This window comes from Accumulibacter sp., assembly GCF_029255145.1.
GTDB lineage: Bacteria > Pseudomonadota > Gammaproteobacteria > Burkholderiales > Rhodocyclaceae > Accumulibacter.
Genome location: NZ_JAPUVQ010000040.1, coordinates 18499 through 32889, shown reverse-complemented (window position 1 = coordinate 32889; position 14391 = coordinate 18499). Strand labels below are relative to the sequence as shown.

The 14391-nt window shown below is 68.3% G+C and carries 14 protein-coding genes; all 14 read right to left on the bottom strand.

Annotation, left to right across the window (positions count from 1 at the left end; genetic code table 11):
• Nucleotides 1-25: 25 nt before the first annotated feature.
• The 14 genes from Q1L50_RS04185 to Q1L50_RS04120 all read right to left on the bottom strand — a co-directional run bounded on the left by Q1L50_RS04185 (nt 26) and on the right by Q1L50_RS04120 (nt 13989).
• The gene (locus Q1L50_RS04185) at nt 26-433 is read right to left on the bottom strand and encodes a GPW/gp25 family protein (protein ID WP_300336135.1); all 408 of its coding nucleotides are present in this window, start codon (nt 431-433) and stop codon (nt 26-28) included.
• Nucleotides 433-2280 carry a hypothetical protein gene (locus Q1L50_RS04180; RefSeq protein ID WP_300336134.1) on the bottom strand — a complete coding sequence of 616 codons (1848 nt, stop codon included), beginning with the start codon at nt 2278-2280 and terminating at the stop codon, nt 433-435. The genes Q1L50_RS04185 and Q1L50_RS04180 overlap by 1 nt, the downstream gene beginning before the upstream one ends.
• On the bottom strand, nt 2277-2948 hold the full coding sequence (locus Q1L50_RS04175) for a phage baseplate assembly protein V (RefSeq protein WP_300336132.1): 672 nt from the start codon (nt 2946-2948) through the stop codon (nt 2277-2279). The genes Q1L50_RS04180 and Q1L50_RS04175 overlap by 4 nt, the downstream gene beginning before the upstream one ends.
• A complete protein-coding gene (locus Q1L50_RS04170) occupies nt 2945-4039 on the bottom strand; it encodes a contractile injection system protein, VgrG/Pvc8 family (RefSeq protein ID WP_300336131.1) in 1095 nt (364 codons plus the stop codon). The genes Q1L50_RS04175 and Q1L50_RS04170 overlap by 4 nt, the downstream gene beginning before the upstream one ends.
• 48 nt (nt 4040-4087) lie before the next feature.
• Complete coding sequence (locus Q1L50_RS04165) at nt 4088-4261, bottom strand: hypothetical protein (protein ID WP_300336130.1); 174 nt, start codon at nt 4259-4261, stop codon at nt 4088-4090.
• Nucleotides 4262-4281: 20 nt separating this feature from the next.
• A complete protein-coding gene (locus tag Q1L50_RS04160) occupies nt 4282-5523 on the bottom strand; it encodes a hypothetical protein (protein WP_300336129.1) in 1242 nt (413 codons plus the stop codon).
• Nucleotides 5520-6071 (bottom strand): phage tail protein, encoded by a 552-nt coding sequence (locus Q1L50_RS04155; protein ID WP_300336128.1) that lies wholly within the window; start codon nt 6069-6071, stop codon nt 5520-5522. The genes Q1L50_RS04160 and Q1L50_RS04155 overlap by 4 nt, the downstream gene beginning before the upstream one ends.
• A gap of 7 nt (nt 6072-6078) precedes the next feature.
• Nucleotides 6079-8085 (bottom strand): phage tail sheath C-terminal domain-containing protein, encoded by a 2007-nt coding sequence (locus Q1L50_RS04150; protein WP_300336126.1) that lies wholly within the window; start codon nt 8083-8085, stop codon nt 6079-6081.
• Between the two features lie 102 nt (nt 8086-8187).
• Nucleotides 8188-8637, bottom strand: coding sequence for a phage tail protein (locus Q1L50_RS04145; protein ID WP_300336125.1), 450 nt, complete (start codon nt 8635-8637; stop codon nt 8188-8190).
• Nucleotides 8638-8653: 16 nt separating this feature from the next.
• Nucleotides 8654-10516, bottom strand: a complete 1863-nt coding sequence (locus Q1L50_RS04140) for a phage tail sheath subtilisin-like domain-containing protein (RefSeq protein ID WP_300336124.1) — start codon at nt 10514-10516, stop codon at nt 8654-8656.
• An 86-nt stretch (nt 10517-10602) separates the two neighbouring features.
• Nucleotides 10603-11538 carry a hypothetical protein gene (locus tag Q1L50_RS04135; protein WP_300336123.1) on the bottom strand — a complete coding sequence of 312 codons (936 nt, stop codon included), beginning with the start codon at nt 11536-11538 and terminating at the stop codon, nt 10603-10605.
• Nucleotides 11535-12158: a DUF4255 domain-containing protein gene (locus Q1L50_RS04130; protein ID WP_300336121.1), complete on the bottom strand. Its 624-nt coding sequence runs from the start codon at nt 12156-12158 to the stop codon at nt 11535-11537. The genes Q1L50_RS04135 and Q1L50_RS04130 overlap by 4 nt, the downstream gene beginning before the upstream one ends.
• Before the next feature lie 403 nt (nt 12159-12561).
• Entirely contained in the window at nt 12562-12831 is a 270-nt protein-coding gene (locus Q1L50_RS04125) for a helix-turn-helix domain-containing protein (RefSeq protein WP_300336119.1), read from the bottom strand.
• Between the two features lie 162 nt (nt 12832-12993).
• Nucleotides 12994-13989 carry a sigma-54 dependent transcriptional regulator gene (locus Q1L50_RS04120; protein ID WP_300336118.1) on the bottom strand — a complete coding sequence of 332 codons (996 nt, stop codon included), beginning with the start codon at nt 13987-13989 and terminating at the stop codon, nt 12994-12996.
• Nucleotides 13990-14391 lie beyond the last annotated feature (402 nt).

Below are 14391 nucleotides of genomic sequence, written 5' to 3'. Positions count from 1 at the left end.
GCAGCGCTGGGGCATCGAGGGTGATTCATCCGGCTTGCTCCAGATAGAAGGGATAGACCAGAACGTCCTGACGACCGTCCAGCGCATGCGCGTAGTGGATCTCGATCAGCACCGTGGCACGGTCGTCGGTCGGCGAGACGCTGACCGCGATCACCTTGACCCGCGGCTCCCAGCGCGCCAGCGACTGGGCGATCTCGCGCTCGATGCCGGCGCGCGTCGCCGGGTTGTTCGGCGCCATCAGGAAGCGGCGCAGGCCGCAGCCGAAATCGGCCCGCATCACCCGCTCGCCGGGCTCGGTGTCGAGGATGGTGAACATCGCCTGGCGGACCTTCTCGGGGCCGGAGACGACCGGCAGGCGGCCGGCATCGTCGGGAGCAATCGGCTGCCCGAGGCCCTGGCCGAGGCGTTCGTAGCGCTTCAGTGGCTTGTTCATCAGCTGGCTCCGGCAGGTGGCCAGACCGGCGTCACCGCCTCTTCGTAGACCAGCGGTGTGCCAACCGGTGGTGGCGGCGGCAGGTTTCCAGCGCTGTCCGCCTTGCGCCCGGCGTTGTCCTGCAGCGTCTGGTCGATTGGGCCGAGGCTGTTGTTGCTCAGGTCGTCGATCGCCGGGTCTTCGTCGAGGCCGGTGTCACTCCTGATCCGCGTCTTCATCGAGTCGCCGCCGCTGGTCAGCGCCGCGTGCAGGTCGTCGGGTTTGACAAGCGTGTCCAGGCCATTAACCTTGACGCTGAACTCGGCGTCGAGGTCAACCTTCGGCGGGGTGACCGCCAGCGCCGCGTCGAGCCCGGCGGCGACCTGGATCTGTGGCGGGATGCAGAAGCGGAAGACCAGCAGGAACCACAGGTTGAAGATCAACACCACGATCGGCAGGAACAGGTTGAGCAGGAACAGCGCGATGATCGTGATCAGCGGGATCGAGAAGCTGCAGATCGCCTCGCCGCTCATCTCGCCACCGTCGGCGCCCTTGTCCTTGACCTTCGGCGACAGGTGCTGCGGCTGCACGAAGCGGATCGGCGACAGCTTGCCGCGCGGCCGCATCGCCGCCTGCGCGGCGAGTTCGCGCAGGTCGGGCATCTTGATGGTGATCGGCCGGTTGGCCGAGCCGAGGACGTCGAAAGGCGCAGCGACGCGGAAGGCGGCAGTCGGCAGGCTCCAGACCACCGGCCCGTGGCAGTCCGGCGCCTTGCCCACCTGCGGCGGACAGGGGTGATGCTGGCGAACGAAACAGCTGATCTCGTAGGTCGTCAGTTCGTCGAAGCGCGCCAGCCCGCTGCCATCGTGCTCCAGCCCGCCAGTGGGCACCGTTCCGTAGTAGAGCGTGCGACCGGCCGCATCGTGCTGCGCTTCGCGCGGGTCGGGAACGACCGCGAACAGCGGATAGTGGCGTTCGCCGGCGGCGTGCGGGTCGGCGCCGAGCTGGTCGCTGTCGCCGAGATGCCGCCACTCACCGTAGATCCGGCTGCTCTTGCCGTCCAGGAGCGTCGGGAACCAGCCGTCGATCTCGACGCCGACGCCGTTCTTGTCGTACCAGTCCTGCAGATTCCTGCGTTCCTTATCGAGCTTTTCGCGGGTATCGGCAAGCAGCGCCGCCCAGTTCGCCTGGCTTTCGTCCTTGGCGAGCAGCTCCTGCTGGCGCAGCGCATTGGCGCGCAGGCCGGCGCTGGCCTGCGAATCACTGGCCGCAGCGTCGAGCCCTAGCAGTTCGTGCAGCTTGGCGGCCAGCGCCTGCGCGGCCCTGGCCTGCTCGGTGACCATCGCCGCGGTGATGCCGTCCGGCAGCTTGGCCGGGCGCCGGCGGCGAACGACGAAGCCGGCCTGGCAGACCTGCTGGCGGGCGACGCGCGGAAATCCGGGCTCGTCGCAGTGCAGCTGGCAAGTGACCAGGTAGTGGCGGTCGTGCGCCGGCTGGTAGAGCTTGCGCAGGTCGGTCGGCGCCAGGCGCGCGCGGTAGACCGGTTCGTCGATCACCTCGCCCTTTTCATTGACCCGCTTGCTGGCAGGTTTGCCGGCCGCGGTCAGCGGCAGCATGCACAGCACCTTCTTGGCGAACGACCCGGCCTGCGCCAGTTGATAGCCATTGACCACATCGATCGTCTCGTCGTACTTCAGCGAGCGCTGCGGCTGTGCCAGAAAATCCTTGATGAAATCGTCGCCAGCGAACTTCTGGATCGCCGGCCGGCTGACGCGGCCATCGGCCGGCAGCGCCGGCCGCGGCCAGCGATACCACGGGCCGACCAGCCGCCAGTTCGGTGCCGGATGGGTGGCTTGTCGGGTGATCACCATACGTTCCCCGCGCCGGGTGTGTAGCTTGGCGAAACGACGCCGGTCGAGGCGATCAGCGTGGTGCATTGGACGATGCCGTCGCAAGTGACCATCGGCGCGTGCACGTTGACTGCCGAGGCATTGATTTCGACCGTCGCGTTGGCGGTGATCGTTACCTGCCCGGCGATATTCATGTTGATCTTGCAGCCGTTGCTGTGCTCGACGGTGACTTCCTGCGCGCTATCGTCGAGGACGACGCGGTGGCCGCTGCTCATCGAGATCGTGACCTTGGCCGCCCCCTCGCTGTCGTCGAACTGCAGCATGCTGCCCGAACGCGTCTTCAGCGTGCGCAGGTTGTTGGCCGCGGCCGCCGCCTCGGGCAGCGCGCGGCTGCCGTTCCAGCAGGCACCGACGATGTACGGCCTCGCCGGGTCGCCGGCTTCGAAAGCGAGAACCACCTGCGAATCGACTTCGGGCAGGATCTCCAGCCCCTGATCGCGGTCGGCGTAGGGCGTGAGCAGCGTCGCCCAGGCAAAGACCGTGTCGCCGGCAGCGCCGAAAGCCGGCATTTCCACCTTGATCCGACCCTTGCCGTCGGGGTCGACCAGGTCGCTGACCACCGCCGGATAGAGACCGAACCAGCGCGGGCCATCGCCGTCGCGCGGAAAGCGCGGGTCGCCGCTCATCTCGCCCTCCCCAGCCAGGCGCGTTCGGCGTCGAAATGCGTGCGGTAGCCGCTGCTCTGGTCATATTGGTGGCGGACCCGCGTCACGTAGTAGCCATCGCCCTCGAACAGCGGGCTGACACGTTCCAGCCGCAGCAGGCTGCCGACGCGGATCGCCGTGCTGCCGTCGGCGACACCGCTGGCGGTGACGAAGCGGCGCGCCCGGCCGAGCAGCGCCGCCCGCGCCATCGCGCTGGCCTCGGCGTCGGCCAGCGGCACTTCGCGAACGCGGTAACTGACCCGCTCGCCGAAGGCGCGGTCGAGCACCTGCACGCCGTGCGTATTGCCCTGAGCCTCGGCAGCGATGGCGCTGTCGCCGGCTTCCTCGTCGATGGCGTCCTGATCGTTATCGTCGAAACCGCCGACGATGACCTTGCTGCGCTGCTGCGCGAGGTCGGCGCGCAGCCGCAGCTGCAGCAGGTTGCCGCCCTGGATCAGGGTCAGCGAATTGCCACGACGCTGGTCACGCGTCGCCATGTGCAGGGTGTCGCCGTCGACCCACACTTCGGCGGCCAGCCGGCGGGCGCGCTCGCGCAGGAAAGCGAGGTCGCTGAGGTTCCATTGCTGCGCCAGCGGCCAGGTCGGTCCGTCCACGTCGGCGGCCGCGCGCAGGCCGTGCTCGCCAGCGATCTGCTGCAGCAGGTCGGCTTCGCTGACGTTCTCGTAGGTCTTGAAGCGCCGCGTCATGCGCAGATCCATCAGCGTGTCCTCGGCCAGGCAGACCACCTCGGGTGTCCGGCCCTGCTCCATCGACAGCTCGATGGCGCTCAGCTTGCCGGCAAACATCTGTTCCCGGGCGTCGCTGGGGCCCATCGAGACGCGCAATTCCTTGCCGAAATCGAGCACCGCGCCGTCCAGCCAGTTGAGTTGCTCGCTCGGCGCGCCTTCGCGCGGCCCGATGGCGACGAAGGTCGCCAGCAGACGGCGCAGGCCGTTGACGTCCTCGTCGATCTGCAGCAGCGAGACGTCGCGCGCCAACTCGGCATTCGCCCGCCCGTCGACCTGGATCTCGGGGATCGTCGAGGCCTGCAGCGGAGTCGGGATCAAGGGCATGGTTTCAGGCTCGCGTGTAAGGGAGTAGGCACTGGGCGGTGGTCGAACTCAGTCGTCGAAAGACCAGGCCTGCGTGCGCGCGGCCAGCTGTGCGTCGCGGCGCGCCAGTTCCTGCCAGCGCGCCAGCGCCTCGGCGCTCGCTTCGCTGCGTGGCTGTTCGCCGCCACCACGGCCAGCGTCGACCTCGACCTCGGCCTCGACTTCCCTGATTTCGATTGGCATCGTTTGCCCTCTCCACTGGTTCACGGTTTGGTGCGCGAACGCCGGCCGCGACAACCGCAGTCGCCAGCGCCGGCCTTGCCGCGCGCGCCGCTGGCCGTCGACGCCGGACTCGCAGCCGCCTTCGTTGCGCCGGCGCTGGCCCAGCCCGGCAGCGTCGGATCGTGACGCGCCGCCGGCCGGGCGCTGCCGAATTTCGGACGCAGCGGTACGCCGGCGCCCCAGGGGCGACCGCTGCTGTCGGCGACCCCGTCGCTGCGCACGCCGAAAGCGCCGAGACTGTTGCTCGCGCCCTGCCGATGCACCTCGCTCTTGACCTCGGCGATGGCCCCGCCAAGGCCACCCTTGCTGGCCAGCGCCTGCCCCTGGCGCACCGGATCGATAGCGCTGCCGGCGGCGCTGCGCTGCCCGCTGGCCTGGCTGCTGCCGGCACCGGCAGCACCGCCTCCGACCAATGGCAGACTGGCGGCGGCTCGCGCCGGGTCACTGCCCTGCGCCGTGGCGCCGTTGGCGACGCCGCGGCCGGCAGCGGCGGGCAATGGCACTTCCTGGCCCAGGCTCAGCTGCAGGGGGTTGCCGAGGCCGTCGGCCAGCGCCCGCCACGCCGCCGGATCGAAACCGTTGCGCGCCGCCAGCTGCGCCAGGCTCTCGCCGGGCATCGCCTGCGCGATGCGATCCGGCGTCTGGCCGTTGCCCTGCGTGCCGGGGGCACCGGCGGGCAGCGCGGTGCCGCTGCCCGAGCGCCCCGGCGAGGGCGCCGCGGAGTTGCCACCGGCAGTGGCTGGCGCGGCGGTGTACGTCCACCGCGGGTCCTGGCCCTTGATGCTCACCGACACCTTGGCGCGCAAGGGCACGCCGCTGGCGTCGAACAGGTCGAGGTCGATGTTGGCACTCTCCATCGTCCCCTGCACCAGGAAGCTGCCCCACTCGAAGAGCACCCGCGGCGGTGCTTCCTTGCCGGCTCCCGGTCCGCGCGGCCGGACAAAGCGCTCGACCATCGCGGTCTTCTTGAGGACGCTGACGCCGGCGTCGGTCTTGCCTTCGTCGGCGGTATCGAAGACCAGGTCGAAACTGACCTGCATCTCACCGGTGCCCGGACGTTGGCGCGCCTGCGCGCCAGCCTGCGCGCCACCGGCAGTGCGGTTGGAGATCTGCACGCGCAGCGTCGTCGGATTGAACTGCACGTCCACCGAGGTATTCGGCGTTTCCTTCGGACGGTCGCCCGATCCGATCTCGGCCAGGCGGGCCTTGACCAGCGCGCTCACGCGGCGACCTCGGCGGGCAGCAGACGCAGGCCTTCGTGGGCGATGGTCAGCTCCTCGATGGCGATTTCGCCGGTCCTGGCGTTCAGCTCGGGGCCGCGAATCTTGGCCGGCAGGCCGCGATCGAACATCCAGGTCGCGCGCACGCTGTGGTCGGCGCTCATCACGTACACGATGCCGTCGTGGCGCGGAACCGGGCGCTCGCCGTTGATGATCCGCTGCAGCCAGTGCCACAACTCGGGACTTGCCTGGCCGTCGCCGTCCCGCTGATAGAACATCCCGCGCTTGAGCAGCAGCGGCTGATACTTGGCGCGACCGACGCGGCGGATGGTGCCATTGTTGCGGCCGCCCTCCTGGTACTCCTGGATGTCCATCTCGATCTCCAGCCCGGCGCACTCCTGGAAAGCGCCGGTGCCAAGCAACGTCCTTCCCTGCGCCGGGCTGTAGCCGTCACCGGCGCCGGGCAGGCGCTGGCTGCCGGCGATGATGTCCGGCGAGCGCAGCAGCTTCACTTCGAAGCGGAAGGCAGGCAGGATCAGGGCGTCAGCCATGGTCGTCTCATTCCTGGAGGTTGAGCGTGCCGTCGCCGTCGCGACGCAGGCGGACGAGGATGAATTCCAGCGGTTCGGCGGGAGCGACGCCGATGTCCACCAGCAGTTCGCCACGATCGAGGCGTGGCGTGTCGGTATGCACCCGGACGAAGAAAGACTCGGCCTCGCTGCGCCCGGCAAAGGCGCCAGCGCGGAACAGGCCACGCAGCAGACTCTCGATGGCGTGCTGCAGGTCGCGCCAGAGCGCCGGGCCGTTGGGCTCGAAAACGGCCCACTGCAGGTCGGCCAGCAGGGTTCGCCGGAGCATCAGGATCAGCCGGCGCACCGACAGCTGTCGCCAGTCGCGTTCGCGCGAGAGGGTGCGCGCGGCGAGCAGCTGGATGCCGTCGGGAACGCGCGCGAAACAGTTGATTCCTTGCGGGTGGAGCGCGTCGGCGCGGCCTTCGGGCTGCGCTTCGGCCAGGTGGATGATCTGCCGGGCGATCTCGTTGGCCGGGCCGAACTGGATGCCACGCTCGAATTCGCGTCGGGCGATGATCCCGGCGGCAACCGCCGACGGCGGCAACTGGTCACGCCGCGCCTGCGCTGCGTCGGCGGCGTCGGCACTGCGCCTGGCCGGTACCAGCCAGGGGTGGTAGGCGGCCGCCCAGCTGCTGTCGAACTGCGCTCGCCACTGCTCGATGCGCGCTTGCGACAGGCCGGGCGGCACGTCGAACAGCGCGATCAGCGCCTGCGTGCTCTCGCAGAAATCGACGACGCGCTGCTGCAAGCCGACGATGGCGGTCAAGCCAGCCTGCGTGCGCGGATCGAGGATCAAGCCGGCCAGTGCGCTCGGCGCCAGCGTGCTGGCGCTGCCGGGGTTGGTCTCCAGCTCCAGGCAGGCCGCGAATTCGGCGCCCGCGCTGCTGATCGGCAGTTCTTCGATGGTTTCCGGACCGGCCCACTGCGCCGGCACATAAAGGTCCGGCAGCAGTACCTGGCTGACGCTGTCGCAATCGGCGAGGGCGGTGATCCCGGCGCCACCGGTTTCGTCGGCCGGCGTCCAGTGGCTGTCGAAGAAGTCGTCGTGGCTGATCGCCTGCCAGTCGTCGCGCCCGCCGGAAAACATGGCGCTGACCCCGCGCAGGAACTCGACCCGCGCGTCGGCCGGCTTGATCCGCGTCGCCGCCCAGTCGGGATGCGGCCAGAGCAGCGTCGAGCGATCGCAGAGAACGTTCGCCAGGCTCTCCGGATGATCGGGTGACAGCGCCAGATTCTCGAAGAGCTCACGACGCCCGGCGCCATCGCCGATCGCCACGCTGGCAGCGATCAGTTCGGCGCGAACCGGTGGCAATGCCGGCAAGGCATCCAGCGTCACCAGCCAGCGCTCGCGCGCGCGCTCGCTGTCGCGTACCAACCGCAATTCCTCGCAGAAAGCCAGCGTCGCGCCACCGGCGACGTCGGTCAGCCGCAGACAGCTGCCGACCGCCACCGGACTGCGCGGGTCGAGCAGCAGCCGGTCGAGCGCATCGAGCGTGAAGCCCAGCGCGCTTGCCGTGAAGCCGACACTCACCGTCAGCCGATCGCCCCACTGGCCCTCGTTGCGGGCGATGAACGCCAGCTCGCCGGCGAACGCGCCGCTCAGCTTGCCGCTGGCGCAGCCGTTACTGAAAGCGGCGTTGCGCGCATGTACGATGCGCACGATCCACGCCAGGCGGCCGCCCTGCTCGAAGTAGCTGGCGACCGCGTGCGGCAGCAGGCCCGGCCCTTCGAAGCCACCGAAGTAATACTGATACTCGTCGAAACTGCGGACCTGCACCGGCTGGCTGTGGCGCAGCGGCCGCGCCAAATCGGTGACCATCCGATAGCCGGCCGGCCAGTCCTGGTCGACCACCGGCACCCGCGCCGGCCCGCGCGGCGCGACACCGACGAAGGCGCAAACGTCCATGCGCTGCGGGTGCAAAGCCGGAACCGGCGCGTCCGGCAGCGCGAAAACGCCGGGAGCGCCGAGCGGGGAGCGGACTGAGGTCAGCATGGCTTATCGATCACAGCTTGTTGGCACCACCTGTTCGCCGACGACGGCGCGGCCACGGGCCGCTCCGCCAGGCAGCGGGCTGGGCAAGGCCTGCGCTCCTCCCTAGACGTACTCGACGCCTTCGTGAACCAGATGCAGTTCTTCCATCGCCACTTCGCCGCCGCCCTTGGCGGCCAGCGTCGGGCCGACCCACTTCTTCGGCTGGGCGTTGGTCAGCTTGAAGGCGGCAACCGGATTGCGCGCTTCGTCGAGGACGGTGATGGTCACCGTGCGACGACCGTCGCCGCCTTCACGGACGTCCTTGACCCACTGGAAGAGATCGGTCGAACCGATCAGCCCGCGCTTCAGCGTGACGTCTTCCTGCTTGAAGGTGTTGGCCACCTTGCGCACGGTATTGACCATGTCGTTGCCGTTGCGGTACTCGGAATAGTTGATCTCGGTGCCCAGACCGGAAGCGTCGGAAAAGCCCGCAATGACACTGGTCTCGCTGCCATTGCCCAGGGAGACCAGGAAATTGAAGGCGCCGTAGGGATTGTTGCGTTGGGTTGCCATCTGGGTTTCTCCTCAATCAGCTCTTGCTGTCCGCGGTCCATTGACCGACGCGGAAGATCACGTACTCGGCCGGACGGCTCGGCGCCATCCCGACCAGGCAGATCATCCGGCCATTGTCGAGATCGTTCTGGGTCATCGTGGTGCGGTCGCAGCGGACAAAGAAGGCCTCCTCGGGCTTGGCGCCGATCAGCGCGCCGTCGCGCCACAGGACGTAGAGGAAGTCCTCGACCATGCTCCGGATGTTGGTCCACAGCCGCTCGTTGTTCGGCTCGAAGACCGCCCACTGGGTGGCCTTCTCGATCGAGTGCTCGACGTAGATGAACAGCCGCCGGACGTTGACGTATTTCCATTCCGGGTCCGAACTGATCGTGCGGGCGCCCCAGACGCGGTTGCCGCGGCCGTCGAAGAAGCGCAGGCAGTTCACCCCCTCGGGGTTGAGCACGTCCTGGCGCGCCTTGTTGATGTTGATCTCGAACTTGGTCAGGCCGCGCACCACCTCGTTGGCCGGCGCCTTGTGCACGCCGCGCTCGATGTCGTTGCGGGCGTAGATGCCGCAGACGAAGCCCGACGGCGGCAGCGTCAGCTTGCGCGGCGGCACGCCCGGCACGGTCGGGAACAGCGGGTCGAGAATCTCGATCCACGGGTGGTAGAGCGCTGCATACTTGCTGTCGAACTTGCCGCGGAACTCGCGGATCTCGGAGATCGAGCTGTTGGCGGCGGCGTCGAGGACGGCGATCCGGTAGCGATACTTTTCGGCGTGCGCGATCAGGTGGTCGGCGGCCATCTGGATCGAGTCGTCGTCGAGCATCGCACCACCGTCGGGCATGGCGACGATGGCGATGTCTTCGAGCTCGCCGAGCGCTTCGAGACCGGTCGCGCGTTCGCTGACGACATCGGGGTTGGCCTCTTCGCCGCGCAGGTCGTCAGCGCTCGGCAAGGTCCCTTCGCCACCGCCGCTGAGCCGCTTGTCGGCGGCCTGCAGGCCGACCATCAGCGCCGCCGGCGCAAACGCGCTGGCGCCCGGTACCCAGTCGAGATAGACCATCGCGTTCTCGTCTTCCGGGTCATCGAGTTCGAGCACCTTGGCGATGTCGCGACGCTGGTCGCGGTGCGCGCCGAGCTGATCGTAGCCGTCGATACGGCCCTCCGGGCCATAGACCGTGACGCGCAGTTCGACCAGCGAGATCTGCGCGCCGGGGGCGACCGGCACCACCAGCCCGGTGCTGTCGATGAAGCTCTGGCGACCGCTGCCATCGACGCTGATCACCCGCAGGTTGCCGGCCACCAGCGCCGCATTGCCGGTCGGCGCGACCGCCGGCAGGGGCGCCGTGACCTCGACCACGGCGCCGGCGCGGACGCTCTTCACCTGCACGCCCCAGGTGTGCTTGGCGAGAATGTCACCGGCCACCTGCGGGTGTTCGAAAGCGAGATTCTTGCTGCGCACGACCTGCGTGTCGACCAGCACGTTGCCGTCCTCGCCAGGCCAGCGCGCTCGCCAGGCAGCGGCCCCGAGCGTCGTCGGTACGGTCAGGCTGGCGATGTAATTGGCCGCCGTCTGGCCGGCCTCGGCGGCAAAGACGCGCGACACGTAGAGTCGTCGGCCACCGTTGTTGAAAAATGCCCGCGCGGCGTGCGCCAGGTAGGCCACCCGCTCGCCGGTCGCCAGTTGCAGCGGCGTCAGGCTGCCATAGACGCGCTCGAATTCGGTGAACGAGGTGATCAGGCGCGGCTTGGTGGTCGTCGGCCCCGCCGAGTACTGCACCGGCCCGAAGCGGGTCACGCCGGCAAAACCGGTGGTGCTGGTCGGCACGCCTTCGATCGACTTGGAGCGGAAGCTGACCTCCTCGACATAAACGCCAGGTGCTAGGTACTCGGGCATGGTGTTCCCCTCTTTTCTGCTGTGGTCATGAGACAAAAAGGCGCCGCGGCAACGGCCGCAACGCCATTCCTGCCGACTCCTGCCGACTAGGCGAAGAGCAGGTCGGCATCGCTTACTCCGGACACCACGCCAGGCGGCAGCGTGAGGTCGATGAAACCGGCTTGCATCAGGTAGCCGGCAGGAATCGCCGTTCCCCTGAGGACATCGTTGAGCGGCTCGTCGCCGGCGACTTCGAGCGGCAGGCTGGCCAGCGGATCGACGGCATCCAGAACCGCCGCCGGCGGCAGAAAAACCCATAGCCGCAGGTCCATCGTCGCCGGCAGGACGACGCCGCCGGGAACGGCCTGCGTTCCAAGCAGCATCACGAATTCGCCGCGGTCGTCGCCGTGCGCCCAGGCAAGCTGCGTCTCGGTGGCGAAGTTCGCTGGCCCGGCGCCCGGCCGGGTGACCACCAGCCGTGCCCAGGGAACCGCCACGGCACTGGCCAGCGCCACGCCGCGGCGGACGCAGCCACGGATCGCCGTGGCGTTGGCGGCCAGCGGATAGACGGCGCCGGGCCACAGCCAGGCGCTGCGGATGTTGGCCACCGATGAAGGCGGTACGCCTTCGCTCTGCACCGGCGTCAGCGACAGCCGCCGCGGCACGTACTGGCGGGGATCGTTGTCGCTGCGGTAGGTGACATGGCGCGAATCGCGGCGAGCAAAGGCGCGCACGACAAAGTTGGTCTGATCGTCGGCGACTTCTGCGGGCGGCGCGGCGGCCTTGTCGGCCGCGGCCAGTTGCAGCAGTTTGGCCAGCCGGCCGGCGTGGCGCAGCGCCTGGCGGGCTTGCGGGTGGCGCTCGAAGCGCTGCAGGCCGGCGCGGCTGCCGATGGCTTCGAGATCGTTGACCCAGTCGCCGGGCACCGGCATGCCGGTCAAGGCGTCGAGCCACTGGATACCGAGCGCCAGCCGATGGCTGACGCGGCTGACCTGCACCGTATCGTCGATGCCCAGGGGGCGGGTGATCGCCACCGCACTCACGTGCTCACCCGCATGCGGATCTCGGCGTCGGTCACCGGCGGCGTAATCAGCGCCTCGGCGGTATCGATGCGCACGACGCGCGCCAGATAGGGCACCGACAGCCGATAGTCACTGGGCAGCGAGTCGAAGGTGCGCATCAGCGCTTCGGTCGAGATTTCCTCGAGCAGCAGCTGCACGGCGTCGGTCGGCGCCGCCTGCGGCTCGCCGGCGTATTCCGGCGTTGCCGGCAGGCTCGGCGAATAGAGCAATGGCCCGGAGAGGACCGGCGCGCGCTCGAGCACCTGCATCGTTCGCCCGAGGATCATGTGCTGGTGCTCGGCATTCTCGGCCCAGGGGGTCAGCAGATAGTGCAGATCGAGCGCCAGATGACCGCGGCCATCGGCATTGCCAACCGCCGACCAGGCGGCGCGCATGGTGTTGTTGAAGTCCACGCGGTAGAGCAGGATCGACAGGGCATTTTCACCGATCGCCGTCTTCGACATGGTGTCGCTGAGTTCCTCGGTGCGGATCAGCACGGCCTTGGTCTTCTTCCCGGGCACCGGCTCGCGTTCGAGAAAGGCACGCGCGAGCACCCGCTCAATGCTTTTCCCGACCGCGGCAATGCCCGTGAAACCTGCCATGCGCTTGCGCTCTCCCGGTTGGGCCGCGGCGACGCGGCGTAAACTTGCTCAACCCATCGGTCCGGCACCAACAGCCGGACCCCTGCCGGTGCTTCGTAGCAAACGCCGTGCCAGTCCCGCGTTCCGCTTCAAGTACATGTATCGCTTGGCGTTTCACCAAAAAAAGATGGGGCGCCGGCGGCCGGCGTGGGTCACCACCGACCCGCCTCGCACGCGGACTGAACGATGCCGTCCCGTCCGCTCACGGCGGCGATCGGCCTGCAAGGCAGTCCTGCAGGGATTCCCCGCGCCAGCTGGCGGAACTGGGACAGCTTCGACCCGGGCGGGTCGGCAAGGACCCACCCCTTGCGCTCGGGACCGCCGCCGATCGGCCCTGGCTGCCCACGCCGGCCGGCAAATCGCCCTATCCCTGACCAGAAGAGCGCTCGGAGCAGCTTTCGGAGCTCTCCGCGCGCGAAAAAAGGACGTGCCGGTCGGCGTTCTCGCGACGCCGCACCAGCCCCTGCGCCTCCATGCGCTCAAGCGCCGCTTCGACCCTTTGCCGATCGACGCGCCAGTGGCGGGGCAGCCACCACTCGCAGATGCCGTCGACGGTGTCGGCCGCGTCGGGATGGCGGTGCAGGTAACGCAGGAGCGCGTCTACCAGCTCGGTAAGGCGTGGCTGCGCTTCCATGGGCTCCCCTCGCTGAGACGACACGAAAACGCAAGCAATGATCGTGCTATGCGGGTTCCGCGTCGGGACCGGAGTTGCGGATCGGGAAGAGCCTCCTCAGTGCGCTGGCCGCCGGGGAGCGGTCCGGAACGTCGCCTGGAGCAGCGACGCGTGCGCCGGGCTTCAGGAGCGCCGGAACTGCTCCGGCTCGATCCCGTGCTTCTTGAGCAATTTGCCCAGTGCGCGCCGCTCCTTGCCCGCCAGGCGGGCGGCGCCGGAGACATTGCCGGCGCTTTCCGACATCAGGCGCAGCAGCTGTCCACGCTCGAAAGCGTGCAGCACCTGTTGCTTGGCTTCGTTGAAATTGAGCGTCGCCGGGCAGGCAATGCGGCGGTCAGCCCGCTGTCGGCGGTCGCTGTCTGGGGCGATCTCGCGGACCAGGATATCGGGCCCGTCGCAGAGCAGAAACTCGCGCTGAATGCGGTTTTGCAGTTCGCGAACGTTGCCCGGCCAACCGTAGGCGAGCAGCCAGTGCACGGTGTCCGGGTGCAGATCCTTGACCGCCAGCTGGTACTGGCTGGCGGCTTCGGCGACCACGTGGCGCGCCAGCAGGACCGCGTCGTTCTCGCGCGCGCGCAGGGGCGGAACGTGCAGTTCCATGGCCGTCAGCCGATAGTAGAGGTCAGCGCGAAACTCCTGCCGATCGACGGCCTGCGAGAGATCGCTGTTGCACGCCGCGATAACGCGTACATCGGCCGTTTCGACAAGGCTGTTGCCGAGCCGCCGGTACTGGCCATCCTGCAGAAAGCGCAGCAGACTGACCTGCGCTTTCGCGGTCAGCGTGTCCACTTCATCGAGGAACAGACTTCCGCCCTCGGCCTGCGCGATCAGACCGAGCTGGCTTTCACGGGCGTCGGTGTAGGCGCCCCTGGCGTGGCCGAAGAGTTCGTTTTCAACCAGATGGTCGGGCAAGGCACCGCAATTGACGGGAATGAACGGCCGGTCTCGACGTTGCCCCTGGTAGTGGATGGCCCGCGCAGCCATTTCCTTGCCACTGCCTGTCTCGCCACTGATCAGGACGGTGGTGTCGTAGCGCGCAACGCGGGCGAGAATTGCCAGCATCGCCCGGAAAGCAGTCGATTCCCCGATGAAACCATTCAGTAAAGGCGGCTTGCCCATCGTCTGTCCCCCATCGCGTTGCCTGCGTAAGCGCCAGATTTATTGAACTTCGGCCAACAAACTTAGCAGACCATCCGGGGCAGCGTCCACTCAAATCTATGAATGCTGCGGACCGCTAGGACGGCCGCTTCCCGGCAGTTGTCGGCACCAGATCGCCAATCGACCCTGATCGCCCGCATTGACGGGGTCGGCAACCGGGGATTCTTGCTGAAGCCGCGATGGCGTCTGCTGCTCGTAGCGCCCGAGGACGAGAAGGCGGCGACCCTATCCCGCCACTTCCGTCATCGCCCCGTTTTGTCGGGAAACTTTACACTGACCACACGGAGCAGTCGCCAGATCCCGGTATACTCCTGATTCTTCAGCACAAGAATATAATGGCTCAGAATTTGCTTGGTTCACTTT

Excerpts from the sequence above, each read along its gene's own strand:
- Q1L50_RS04185 (WP_300336135.1), bottom strand. The coding sequence starts at position 433 with ATGAACAAGCCACTGAAGCGCTACGAACGCCTCGGCCAGGGCCTCGGG.
- Q1L50_RS04175 (WP_300336132.1), bottom strand. The coding sequence starts at position 2,948 with ATGAGCGGCGACCCGCGCTTTCCGCGCGACGGCGATGGCCCGCGCTGG.
- Q1L50_RS04170 (WP_300336131.1), bottom strand. The coding sequence starts at position 4,039 with ATGCCCTTGATCCCGACTCCGCTGCAGGCCTCGACGATCCCCGAGATC.
- Q1L50_RS04165 (WP_300336130.1), bottom strand. The coding sequence starts at position 4,261 with ATGCCAATCGAAATCAGGGAAGTCGAGGCCGAGGTCGAGGTCGACGCT.
- Q1L50_RS04155 (WP_300336128.1), bottom strand. The coding sequence starts at position 6,071 with ATGGCTGACGCCCTGATCCTGCCTGCCTTCCGCTTCGAAGTGAAGCTG.
- Q1L50_RS04150 (WP_300336126.1), bottom strand. The coding sequence starts at position 8,085 with ATGCTGACCTCAGTCCGCTCCCCGCTCGGCGCTCCCGGCGTTTTCGCG.
- Q1L50_RS04145 (WP_300336125.1), bottom strand. The coding sequence starts at position 8,637 with ATGGCAACCCAACGCAACAATCCCTACGGCGCCTTCAATTTCCTGGTC.
- Q1L50_RS04140 (WP_300336124.1), bottom strand. The coding sequence starts at position 10,516 with ATGCCCGAGTACCTAGCACCTGGCGTTTATGTCGAGGAGGTCAGCTTC.
- Q1L50_RS04130 (WP_300336121.1), bottom strand. The coding sequence starts at position 12,158 with ATGGCAGGTTTCACGGGCATTGCCGCGGTCGGGAAAAGCATTGAGCGG.
- Q1L50_RS04125 (WP_300336119.1), bottom strand. The coding sequence starts at position 12,831 with ATGGAAGCGCAGCCACGCCTTACCGAGCTGGTAGACGCGCTCCTGCGT.
- Q1L50_RS04120 (WP_300336118.1), bottom strand. The coding sequence starts at position 13,989 with ATGGGCAAGCCGCCTTTACTGAATGGTTTCATCGGGGAATCGACTGCT.